At 49.1% G+C, this 12,843-nt stretch carries 5 protein-coding genes; 3 read left to right on the top strand and 2 right to left on the bottom strand.

Annotated elements, in window-relative coordinates:
• Window positions 1-3: 3 nt before the first annotated feature.
• Window positions 4-894: a carbohydrate deacetylase gene (locus GN111_RS25200; protein WP_155306406.1), complete on the bottom strand. Its 891-nt coding sequence runs from the start codon at window positions 892-894 to the stop codon at window positions 4-6.
• A gap of 1,403 nt (window positions 895-2,297) precedes the next feature.
• On the opposite strand from GN111_RS25200, the gene GN111_RS25195 reads away from it, so the two are divergent.
• From GN111_RS25195 to GN111_RS25185, 3 genes are all read left to right on the top strand, one after another.
• Window positions 2,298-3,962: an AAA family ATPase gene (locus GN111_RS25195; protein WP_170302462.1), complete on the top strand. Its 1,665-nt coding sequence runs from the start codon at window positions 2,298-2,300 to the stop codon at window positions 3,960-3,962.
• Between the two features lie 1,368 nt (window positions 3,963-5,330).
• Window positions 5,331-9,740: a golvesin C-terminal-like domain-containing protein gene (locus GN111_RS25190; protein ID WP_155306404.1), complete on the top strand. Its 4,410-nt coding sequence runs from the start codon at window positions 5,331-5,333 to the stop codon at window positions 9,738-9,740.
• A gap of 139 nt (window positions 9,741-9,879) precedes the next feature.
• Window positions 9,880-10,584, top strand: coding sequence for a HEAT repeat domain-containing protein (locus GN111_RS25185; protein ID WP_155306403.1), 705 nt, complete (start codon window positions 9,880-9,882; stop codon window positions 10,582-10,584).
• A gap of 398 nt (window positions 10,585-10,982) precedes the next feature.
• On the opposite strand, the gene GN111_RS25180 is transcribed toward GN111_RS25185, so the two are convergent.
• The gene (locus GN111_RS25180; protein ID WP_170302460.1) at window positions 10,983-12,569 is read right to left on the bottom strand and encodes a GDSL-type esterase/lipase family protein; all 1,587 of its coding nucleotides are present in this window, start codon (window positions 12,567-12,569) and stop codon (window positions 10,983-10,985) included.
• Window positions 12,570-12,843 lie beyond the last annotated feature (274 nt).

Here is a 12,843-nt window from a genome sequence, read left to right as displayed (position 1 = left end):
TAATCAATTTTCTAATAACATCGATTCTTTTATCCGACCATTCGCAAGATCATTATATGATATTAACTTTACGTTAAAATCCTTCAGCAAACGTTTCATTGAAGGGCTAATCAAAAGCCGAAACTCGTTTTCCCATGAATGGTAACGGGCGATTCTTCTATCTTTGATTTCGCTTGAGTCATGGTAGCCCGGATGACACATTAATTCATACACGCGGCCTGGCCTCATTCTTTTCAAGCATGCCTCAATATATTTGATATTTAATTTACAGCTCAAACCCGTGCCGATAAGCGCTATAGAATTTTTTACTTGTTCCTTATCTTTAAACATCACCATGGTATTGAGAACTATGTTACGAAAATGGCTATTCAGATCGAAAGAAATCGTCCATTCGGGCTGAGTGTACCTTACATAGGGGATATCGAAAGCAGCAACTATGCTCTTCAATCGATCATATAGAACTGGTAGCATATGAATGTGTTCATGTGAATTAACAAATTTAATCGCTATTCCAGCACGAATGCATCTTTGTATCTGTGCACGCCATTCCTCTTCAATGATTGCGACATTGATCCTCTTGCTGTAAATCATGGCGGCAGTAATCATGGCCGATTTGAAAACACCGCCGCAGCTACGCAGGCATTTTTTCATACTTAAAGTAAGGGGGGCGCCATAAGTGATATTTAAATGAACACCAACATCAAGCTCTGGGATGTCCTCCAACCATTTAACAGCATTTGTGAAATTTGGTCCGTTTGCAACCAATCCGGTAGCGCTGATTATTTTTCGTTTTGCGCATTCAATCACGCCCTTGCTAACACATTCAAAATAACCGTAATCATCTGCATTAACAATTAGAAAAATTGGTTGTGCAATGTTGCTGTTTACCATCATTTGCTACAATAAATATTGGGCACCCATATAAGATTTTTTAAGATAAAAAACCAGTTACATTTTAGAGACGCTAAAGAAATTGAGGTTAGAAAATATTCCTACTTTTCTATTGTTTTGACAGCCCCAAATTAGACAGGTAATCGACCTAAAGTCTAAGCGGTACTTTGAAGTGTCTCAATCACCCGCCAATTTGCATCTGAAACAATACTCTTAATATGCAAATAGCAAGCCATAACCAATCAAAAATACAGTGAATACGATTTCCATTTATTCCTAAATCGGATCAATGATTTATTAACAGCTACAAAATAATAACTTATATAGAAATGTATTTAGAGAGGATAAATCTATTTATTTTTTTTCACATGAATTATGTAAAGCGTGAAAAAATATTACCATATTTTTATAGTATAAGAGAAAACGAAATGGTTGATAATTTTTATAAATTCAGACTTATTTCAATCTCTACCGAGCTCAGCGGTCGGTGTTAATCACCTGTTTAGCTGAGCTGTGTATGTTTATTTTTCATCGACATGTCAGTTCACATTTCCTTAAAAAAACCGTTTCAAATCGATACAGGCGAGTGTTGTCTTAAGTTGGCCAACAAAGTGTTTTAAAATTTAGGCGTTCAGGCAACCACCCTCATCGTAGCTGCATCGATGGCTTCATTGTTAAATACGGTCACACCGGAGATTCCAGCATCCACATCAACGTCATGGATGGCTCCGGCGAAGAAGCAGGTCGGCCTAAAATGGAAAAAAGCTCTATAGGAGAGCCATCGATTCAGCAATTTGACAAAAATGATTGGTTGAAGCTAAAACAATTATTACGATTTTAAATAGTAAAGTGTACTTAAATTTAACATTTTTGAGGATTACAGCAAATGGGAAAATTCATAGGCTATACCCTATTGACTATAATTATAATATTAGCTCTCGAATGGTTTCGGGTTGTTGACATACCGTACTTAGACATTCCTGACTATACGTCAGGAAAAACGCAAGGACTTGAATCAACACAAAAAGCATTGGATCAAATGAAGTAATGCTACAAAGTGTAGATACCATTTTTCAGCCTTAAGTCATGGACATTAAATATTAAAGCCATTGGCAAACATACCCCAAAAGCAGTATTCCAAATGAATATTATAGCTCTCCATCTCCCTTAAAAATATTTGGCATATAAATTGCTTTGCAGTTATCTTTGCATACAAAGGTAAACTTTATTTCAGGAGACTCCCGAAAAACCGGGCTACCGTCTTGATGATCGGGCGCAAACTGACCCAAAATAAAGAACTTGCCTTTTTTAACCAACTTTGACCATATCTTTAGCCCTCCGATGAAGCAACATGGTTGCTACGCATGGGCCATCGGTCAAATATTATCTTAGATAGAGCATCAATCATGTATCTTGACTTTTATCAACTGCAGTTGAAGCCATTTCAGATTAGCACGGACCCGCGTTTTCTCTGGTTAGGAGAAAAACACGAGGAAGCGCTGGCTGTTCTGAAATATGCGATTCGGGACAATAGCGGGTTCCTGCTGCTCACCGGCGACGTCGGTACCGGGAAAACAACGCTGCTCAACGCACTGATCCATGACTTGGACGATGATGTGCGCGTCGCCCTGGTTACAGATCCTGGACTGGCCAAGCTGGATTTTTTCAACTACGTTGCCGATGCCTTCAACTTGGACCGAACGTTCAGAAGCAAAGGACAATTTCTGATCTTCATGAAGAAATATTTGCTTGAGTTGCAGAATTATAACAAACAAGCCCTCCTGATCATCGATGAAAGCCAGAATCTCACCCAGAGTATGCTTGAAGAGGTGCGACTGCTCTCCAACATTGAAACCGCCACCACCAAGCTGATCAATATTTTCTTTGTCGGCCAGATCGAGTTCAACGACATCATCCTCAGACCGCGCAATCGCGCAATACGCCAACGCATTACGGTTAGCTACGACATATCCAAGTTGAATGAATCGGAAATCGGCGATTACATCCGTTATCGTCTGAAAGTGGCGGGATCCAGAGAGCCGATTTTTACTCCGGATGCCATGAACGAAATTTATCAATTCTCCAAAGGGTATCCTCGATTGATCAATATCATCTGTAACCAGGCACTGCTGACCGGCTATGTTCGAGAGAAACGGCAGATTGGCAGTGCAATCGTCGCGGAGTGTGCCACAGAATTAAAGATTTCCGGAGGAATAGTAGGCGTACAAAACCAGGCTATACCCGAATCCGGAAAGAGACCGGCGGCGGGTCAACCAGGACCATCGTCACCGAAATCGCAAACAACGGACAAAGCCATTGATGGCAAACCGAAGTTTAACAAATCAGCGATCCTGGTGGTGGGCATCATTTTGGCGCTCTTAATCGGGTTGGAGGCGACCTTGTTTCGAAACCGGCAGGAAAGTGCGAACATCAATGGATCAAAGCGGTCTGTCCAGCCAACGGAAGCAGCCACAGCGCTGCCCAAAGCGCAATCCGCAACACAAATAAAAAATCACGCACAGAATACCATCCCTTTAGTCGGCCAAAGTAATCAAGCTAATTCAGATCAAAGTGGATCAAAAGGTTCGAGTGACACATCAACCGCCGATCAATCAAAGGTCACCGAACCTGACCAAGCACCGACGACGTCGTCCATCGCTGCAGTGGCACCCCTTCGCTCCACCGACGCAAAAACGCAGCTTTCTCTCGCCGATATCAAGAAATTGTTTGGCGAATACCCGGAAGTTAAGTTTGGTTTCAATTCCAATACCTTGGACAATGAAGATTACTACCTGCTCGAGTTGATTGCCCGCTATATTGCTCAAAAGCCGTCGACCGCTTTGATTCTGCGTGGCTACACCGACCGTTCCGGCGTAAGGACCTACAACCTTAAATTAGCCGAGTTCAGAGCGGACATGGTGAAAACCTATTTGGTCGGCAAAGGTGTTCCCGCCGACAGCATTACGACTATCGCGGTTGGCCCGGATCCGGACGGCCCGGACGGCACAACAGTTCCTTACGATGGTCAGCGTCGCAAGGTGGTCATCGAATTTTTAACACCTGCATCTTAACATTCCCCGATTATAGCGTTCATCCGTTGATGTGCCCAAAGAATAAATATATGGGGGGCGGTGAACTTTTCCTAAAACCTGCTCTTTGATATCTAAGGGCTTTCAGGATCAACTATTTAGGAAGGAGCGAATTGATGTTTGACGCAGTATTGCCATTGAAGATAGATGACTACAATAGATTTCAACTCTTCTTGATGTTTCATTGAGAAAATAAACATGGGGAAAAGTTAAACATTATTTGACCTAAACTGCGAATACGAAATCCACTTCAATTTATGTTAGGGAGTTGCAGTTTTCTCTGATAATTCTGCACAGTCCAAAATTTCAGTTACCTTACAAAACGTTGCATTGCTCTGAAATTGCCAATCTTACTGCAACGACCGCCAGAATCGATTAGGGTTCGCAGTAAGCACGGTCGGCTAACGGCTTTTTCAGCGAAATTAATTTCCTATAAAAGGAAAAAATGTAATAAATATGTGGAATTATTTTCTCATTAAATACTAAGCATCGTACACCAAAATAGATTTTATATCATGATATCAAAGATCTAATGCAGAAAATAGAATGGCATTTTTCTTGCTGTTTACCCTCCAAAAACAGAAATTAATTGAACCTACGCTTAAACAGCATATTTGAGATTTGTTTCGTTAAATTCATTGAGAGTTTAATAAATCTCAATAAATGCTCGAAAATATATCATATACTGGGGATGGAACTCATAAACGAGCAATTGTTCCGGTTAGAGCTCTTTATTCCATCTCCTCACTGAAAACATGACGGCAGTGGCCGTACTCAATGAAACCCAAGGGATATGCACGGATCCCTTGGGGTTCTGCGTAAGTAATCGCCATTAAAAAATCTGTCGCCACGCTATCCCCCTTATAAAACCTGCAGTCGCTGGTTCCAGGCTTGGGTCCGGCAGGGGGCCCGACAGATCCCGACCGAACTGGTTGAGGACCTTCCCAAGGGAGGTGGCATCGGCATAAGGTAAAGTTTCGTCGGAGGCAGCTTTACCCCTGTAAAAAAGCATCAGGGGGCTTGATTGGCGATGAAGCATAGGACAGCGATCCATTAGAAAGCCGCCTTCGTGCGCTTCATGGGATCGAAATGGTTGCTCCACATAAATCAAACCGGAGAAATCATGAATCCTGGATTTCCGTGCACTGAAACAATAGCGGCACAGATGAAAAGTGGAAGATTTGTTCTCCTGGCTTTGCAATTTCGGAACACTGCCTGCTCGCTGGGAAAATCATGCTGATAGCGTCATCAGCATTTTGGAGCTTTGATGCATTATCATCCTGTTACGTCATTTTTGAGATACGCTTTCTTAAAAAGCCATCCTACATTAAAAAAAAAGAGGTGCTATAAATGATTCCAACATTTCGAAAATTCATTCTTTTAATTTGTGTAGGGACTTTAAGCTTAATTTCAGGGCATTTTATCACAGTTTTTGCAGATGTTATTATCGACAATGGTGATTTAGGAACCTCTTATACTGGGAATTGGGGAGTATCCGGAGGTGTCAATCCCTGGGATACTAATGATCCTTCAGCCACTTCGTTGTGGAGTAGGGATGGTAGCACTTACACATGGTCTTTCACGCCCACTGAGTCAGGTAGCTATGATTTATATATGTGGTGGACGGAGTGGCCTTCAAGAAGCGAAAATATACCTGTACGCATAAACAGGTGGGGTGGAACTGATACAATCTATATTAACCAACAGCAAAACGGTGGCCAGTGGAACCTGCTGGCAAGTTTTCCCTTCGAGGGTGGTGAAACATATGATTTGACCATAATTTCCCAGCCTGGCCCTTCTAGTACTAATGCGGATGCTATCCAACTTGTATATCGACCAGAATTCAATGCTTCTCCCATAGCAACAATTGATTCTATTTCTCCAAATCCTTCGCTAAGCAATGGTGAGGTGACATTCAGTGGACATGGGATTGATTTAGACGGCAGTATAGAGGAGTTCAGGTGGGAATCCAGCATTGATGGGCTTTTGAGTACTGCAGCATCTTTTACCCAATCTTCGCCTCTATCAGCCGGCACACACACTATTTACTTTACAGTGTTTGACAATGAAATGGCATCATCAGCAACAGTTTCTGAGACATTAGTCGTTCAGGACACGGTCGAAGAAATCATTAATAACGGTGACCCAAATACAAGTTATACAGGGTCCTGGCAAACATCCGGAGGAATCGATCCCTGGGATCCAGACGATCCTTCGGCAACCTCCCTGTGGAGCCGGGATGGCAGCACCTATACCTGGACGTTTACCCCCTCTTTTACAGGGACTTATGAGTTATCCATGTGGTGGACACAATATGCTTCGAGAAGCCAGAACATTCCGGTGGCCATCGCATTTTCCGGCGGCACAGATACCATTTTTATTAATCAACAAGAAGGCGGGGGCAAGTGGAACATCCTTGGCCTTTATCACTTTATCCAGGGGGCCAGTTATGACATCACCATTACTTCCCAGCCCGGTCCGGCGAGTACCTGTGCCGATGCAGTCCGTTTGGCCTATGCATCGATTCCGAGCCACACGATAACGGCGACATCCGGAGCCAACGGCAGCATCGATCCTTCAGGGACGGTGACCGTCTTCGAGGAGGGCGAACAGGCGTTCACGATCACCCCCAACACCGGCTTCGCGATTGACGACGTTCTGGTCGACGGTTCGTCCGTGGGGGCGGTTAACGCCTACACCTTTCCGGACGTCACGGCAGACCATACTATCGAGGCATCCTTCGCCGCGGTTCCGAGCCACACGATAACGGCGACATCCGGAGCCAACGGCAGCATCGATCCTTCAGGGACGGTGACCGTCTTCGAGGGGGGCGAACAGGCGTTCACGATCACCCCCAACACCGGCTTCGCGATTGACGACGTTCTGGTCGACGGTTCGTCCGTGGGGGCGGTTAACGCCTACACCTTTCCGGACGTCACGGCGGACCATACTATCGAGGCATCCTTCGCCGCGGTTCCGAGCCACACGATAACGGCGACATCCGGAGCCAACGGCAGCATCGATCCTTCAGGGACGGTGACCGTCTTCGAGGGGGGCGAACAGGCGTTCACGATCACCCCCAACACCGGCTTCGCGATTGACGACGTTCTGGTCGACGGTTCGTCCGTGGGGGCGGTTAACACCTACACCTTTCCGGACGTCACGGCGGACCATACTATCGAGGCATCCTTCGCCGCGGTTCCGAGCCACACGATAACGGCGACATCCGGAGCCAACGGCAGCATCGATCCTTCAGGGACGGTGACCGTCTTCGAGGGGGGCGAACAGGCGTTCACGATCACCCCCAACACCGGCTTTGCGATTGACGACGTTCTGGTCGACGGTTCGTCCGTGGGGGCAGTTGACGCCTACACCTTTCCGGACGTCACGACGGATCATACCATTGAGGCCTATTTCGAGTCGGAGATTTCCGTCATCATCGACAATGGCGACCCTGAAACGACCAATTCGGGTGGATGGTCCATTTCATCGGCAACAGGCAGCTACGGCAGCGATTCGCTGTGGAGCCGTGACGGCAGCACCTATACCTGGAATTTTACACCTGCTGCTTCCGGGTATTATAAGGTTTCCATGTGGTGGACAACGTATCCATCGCGAACGACCAGCGCTCCCGTAACCATAGAACACGCGGACGGCACAACGATTTTTAATGTCAACCAGCAGCAAAATGCCAGCCAATGGAATGGGCTGGGAACGTATAGATTCGACTCGGGCGTCAACTACGAGATAACCATTACCGCTCAGTCCTATCCGACTACCACCTGTGCCGATGCAGTAAAATTGACGGCGGCGCCACCGCCGCCACCACTTTCGAACGAACAGATGTTTATTTTTCCCGGGTATGCATCCATTGACGCCAGGGAGGACGTAGCCTGGTGGCTGGAAACCATGGGAGCGGTCGAAGTTGAGGACAACAGCCTTTGGACATACTACATACCGTCGAGAAACAGAAATGTCGAAATCCGGATGGGCAATTCGATCGAAGAGATGAGACAGGCTCTGACGACTGAAGACGCGCACGTGCTCTATTTTGGGCACTCCAACTACGGTCTGGGCGGCTTGTTTGCGACGCAGCAAGAACAACTCAGACAGGAAATCAATGATATCCGTTATATCGATGATGATCGCATTTTCAACTATTCATCGAAATGGGTCCATGTCAACATAAGGGGAATGAGGACCAGCCAAGCCTACCCCTACTGGTGGCCAAACTTCCAGGACGGGACCAGCGGCATCATGCCCTACGATTTTGACGATCCCAACGGCGACCCGGCCTACAATTATTATATCACCTACCAAGTCCCCGGGGATTCCACCCACTACAAAATCGAAAATAGCCGGCATGCTCCGATCGAACGGTTCTCCGATTGGGGAGGTCCGGCCTGGTATTCTCCTGATGGCATCGAGCCGGATCCGACCATCCCCGATGAGCAGCAATATTTCATTACCAATCCGGAGCCGTGGAAGCCATCGGTAGAAGTGGTCGGCGATTGGACGCAGTCTCAAAAGTTCAGCGGGTATTATCTGGAAAACTATCTCTACGCACCACGTGGGCAGGGTGACAATCAGGTTAAGTGGATATTCGATATTCCCACTGCAGGCTTCTACCGGTTGTATGCATGGTGGTCGCCGTCAAGCGGAAGAAGCACCGATGCCCCCTATACCATTTATTATAACAATCCCGACACGCTTGCCGAGGAGAACACCACCGTTCGGATTAACCAGAGAAACGATGGCTGGCAGTGGACACAGCTGGGAGATGAATATTATTTCGATGCCGGTGAGCATTTCGTTATGCTGACGGATGACACCGCAACAGGGACCGTAGTCGGTGATGCCATCCGGATTGAGCATGCAGATGCCCCGCCGGAGGTGCTTTCCGCCGACTTCAGTGCCCGAGTTAGAAGCGGCGTGGCTCCTCTGGAAGTAACTTTTAGTGCTCAGATACTGGGAGAAGACAGCGAAATTCTTTGGGATTTCGGCGACGGTACCTTCAACAGCACCCGGACGTATATTTCCCATTTTTACGATGAACCGGGGGTCTACACGGTCACCTTCAGTGTCTCCGGCCCGCTGGGCAGCGACACGGTTACCAAGACGAACTATATCGTCGTCGGCGAGAACGAAGATCCCGACCCCATTCTCAGGGCCGAATTCCGGTCCTCGTGGTACCAGGAAGGATCCGTGCCCTTCGAGGCGCGTTTCGATGACATGAGCTCCGGCAATATTGTTGCCTGGCACTGGGATTTCGGCGACGGTACGACCAGCGATGAACAGGAGCCGACGCATACATACACAACGCAGGGAATTTTCACCGTGGCGCTCACGGTGACCGATGCGGATGGAACGACAACGAGTACGGAGGTCAAACCGGACTTCATTCGGGTCAATATTTTTGACAAGGCTATCGACAACGTCGATTATCCGAAAGCCCACTACCGAAGAAAGACCTTGCTGTTTGTCAAGGAACTGGATATCGATCCGGCCGACTTCAAGTACAGCCGTCTTCTGTATGTGGGGTGCGACAGCGGCCATTACTTTACAGAAACGTTTCAACGGGGGACGATGTTTTACTCCCTCAACACCAATACCACCCAGGATCTGCCCCTGCTGATTTACATGCGATCATATCTGGAAGGAAAATCCGATCATCAGATATGGCAGGATCTTCAGGCCATCGATCCGATTTTCGATTACTACTATTTTGACAAACCGCCCGGCGATCAGCCCCTGGATTAGGCACCACGTTGCCGAAACCGGTAAAAACCATTGGATTGTGGTCGAATACCCCGCAGCAACCTGTGCGGGGTATTCGACGCTGATAAAAAAACATAGGTGCGGGGGGTCTTGGCAAGTTTACCCGTCGTAGAGATGCAACATGGCAGTATTCAAGGCAGCCCTGGGCTGCATGATTGTTGTTTACCTTGGCTTTCAGGCAAATTTTGTCTCCGCGGGCGAGGCAATCCGGCATAGTGCGGGCGCTCGCGCCGCCGTGCAGAAAAGCAGCCTCATCCGCCGCGTCGAAAGTCTCCCGCCTTCACAGGCATTGGAATACCTTACGCATATCGAGATCCTCAGCGATGCGCAACTGCTTGACCAGGCCATTCACCAAGGGTTCGGACATCGGCGGAAGCAGGCGGTCGTGCATTCCCTGGGCGCCCTGCGACAGCCCATAAACCAGATCCTGGCGGACGGTTCGGTGGTCAGCCGGGGAAAGCTTTTCTATGTGGTGGGGAAGGTGATCGCAACCTTTGACGAAGAGGCTGTCACACCGCTGCTGGAATGCTATCGCCGCGGCGATGCGATCACCAGGGCCAATGTGGTGCGCGTCTGCGGAGATATTTCAGGAGACCCCCGCATCAGGCGGCTGCTGGTCGAGGCGCTCGAAGACCGGGATTTCTACGAGGACACGGCGTCTGAGGCAAACGCGTCCGGGGATCCCATGCGCGTCTGCGATCTGGCCTACAATCAGATCGTTTTGCATTATCAGGTCAGGTCGGTGCCGCGTATGCTCGGCCGGTACCATCGGCTGAAGACCCGGGATCGATACATTGGCATGCTCAAGGCCATGATGGCGTCCTGACCGCCGGCAATTGATCAATCCGCAGTCGCCGGACACGTCTTTCCCGCATCCATGGAAATCAGTAATCCTCCGCTAAATTCGGATTCCCTCTGCTACGAAAGTTGAATGTATGCATCCATTCAACTTCCCACAGGGCCATCGAAGCTGAGCCCTATGCTGCGGGCGTCACGCCATGGGTGAAGGTGTTCAGAGGGAGCCCTGCAGACAGGTGCCAGAGTGATTTTAAAGCGATCCCGCGCGCACCGGTGGGGCCTTCTTTGAAGCGCCGGTGTGGTTTATCGCAGCAAAGATATTACTATTGGGATTTGGCGTCGATCTATCGGACGTCGGTAACTGACGCCCATGGAAGCCGGGTCGGGAAAAGATCAGGGAGCCGGCAACGCCGGCCCCCTTCATTTTTAATGCAGTTTGTCATACCATTGGTCGGCGATGACGCCGTACCCCGTGTCGTTGGGGTGAAGATTGTCCGTATAATAGCTCGGGCTGTTAAAATTGGTGTATAAATCCGGACCGAGAAAAACGTCGGCAACCGTGCCGGCGATCGTCTGAATCTCAACATTGTACTGCTGGATAGTAGCGTTCCGGGCATCATCGTCTCTCGTGGGCAGGATTTCAGCCAGCCAGACTTGTTTGCCAGCGTCCACGATTAGGTCGGCCGTATCGTCAACATTGTCCGCGAAGGTAGCGGAAGGTAACCCGCCCCCGTAGGAATCGTTGGTGCCAATCAGCATCAGCACCTGATTGGCTCCGGGGTGGCGCTCCAAGATGGAGACGATTCGGGTTTCCATCTCCGTAGAATCTTCGCCGGCGATGCCCTCGTTGAATACGATCACCGGTCGAGTCTGGGTCCCCAATGCATCGACCAGGGGGGCCTGGTAGCCCTGAATGGACACGATCCGTCCGTCCGCTGAATCGTTGTTGGATGGATCTTCGTCATACTTGCCGTTGGTAATGCTGTCCCCCACGCTTACGTAGTAGTCGCCGCCGGTGCCCACGGTTGCGTTGACATCGATGTCGGCCCGGGTGCCGTCGGCGTATCGTAAAACCGCCGTAACCTCATGCTCGCCATCTGCCACCCCGTTAAAATTGGCCAAATAGTAGCCACCCGAGGCGGTGGCAGAAATCTCACTGCCGTCATCCAGGCTGAAGGCAACGCTGCTGCCGCTGGGTTTGCTGAGCACAACAGCCTTGGCCTGAAAAGAATTGTTCGGGGTGACGGAATAAGCAAGTGGGGAGGCGATGGCCACGGTGGGTTGCCGGGGGTTTTCGGTGATGCGGACGTTGTCGAAACGGCAACGGTCCTGGCAGTAGAGAGCCACCGTACCTGAAAGTACAGCGGAATCCACCCAGGCGAAAATCGGCTGGCCGTTGATCCAGACCACAATTGTGTCGCCGCTGATCTCGGCGGCCATGCTGACCCAGTTCTCGTCCACATAGCCCCGAGCGTTGACCGCAATGGTTTCGAAATTGCCGCCGCTACGCTTCTCGAAGCGGGTAAAGCCATACCGGGCATTCATGGATATGCGGTAATAGTTGTCGTCATCCTCATATCCGAAGAGGATGCCCACGTCGTTACCCTCGGTCTTGTCGACGGCGTTGTTGTCTTTCGGCAGGACACTCACGCTGAAGCGGTAGGAGCCGCTTATGGATGGATCGACCAGGTAAGCGTAAGTGCCCAGATGATAGGAGGACAATCCATCAAAGGTAAGGTCCCTCAGGTCATTGTCCTCCAGATGGCCGGTCTGGCTCAGTTCTCCGCCGACCACCGCCCAGCTTGCGTTGCCGCCGGTAGGATCTTCAGTTGCCCAGTGGGCATTGAATGCGGCGTCGTCGGGAAAGGCATCCGCATAAACAACGGCCGGCGCCGGGTAGGTCGGCGATGAAGCGGAGCTTACATCGCCGTCACCGCCACCTCCGCACCCAGCCAGGATAAGCACCGCCGCCAAACAGGCTATGGCGAATACAAGCCTATTTCTATAATTCAATTTCATGTCTCCTTAAACGAAGCGCGACGCCGGAATCGTCGGGCCGTCATCCACATTGTGGTTAGCTGATACGCCGGCCCCCGTCAAAGCCGCTGATGTTCAAAATCACCCTTGTGTAAACCCGGGCAGTGTTTTCGTTTTTCCGGATTATTCTATCGGATTTGTCGCTTCGCCGTTATCGGTTTCTGTTACTCGAAATGACCATTATAATTTGACAACGATGTCGCAAATGCTAACCATGCTGTGGTTGCTTTACAGCTATGGGCACCCGAAT

Origin of the sequence: Desulfosarcina widdelii (genome assembly GCF_009688965.1) — a bacterium.
Classification (GTDB): Bacteria; Desulfobacterota; Desulfobacteria; order Desulfobacterales; family Desulfosarcinaceae; genus Desulfosarcina; species Desulfosarcina widdelii.
The sequence above is the reverse complement of the archived record's forward strand: the minus strand, read 5'-3'. Positions and strand labels throughout refer to the sequence as shown.

Bases quoted from the DNA above. Each gene is read 5' to 3' on its own strand.
- GN111_RS25190 (WP_155306404.1), top strand. From the start codon at position 5,331: ATGATTCCAACATTTCGAAAATTCATTCTTTTAATTTGTGTAGGGACT.
- GN111_RS25195 (WP_170302462.1), top strand. From the start codon at position 2,298: ATGTATCTTGACTTTTATCAACTGCAGTTGAAGCCATTTCAGATTAGC.
- GN111_RS25185 (WP_155306403.1), top strand. From the start codon at position 9,880: ATGGCAGTATTCAAGGCAGCCCTGGGCTGCATGATTGTTGTTTACCTT.
- GN111_RS25200 (WP_155306406.1), bottom strand. From the start codon at position 894: ATGATGGTAAACAGCAACATTGCACAACCAATTTTTCTAATTGTTAAT.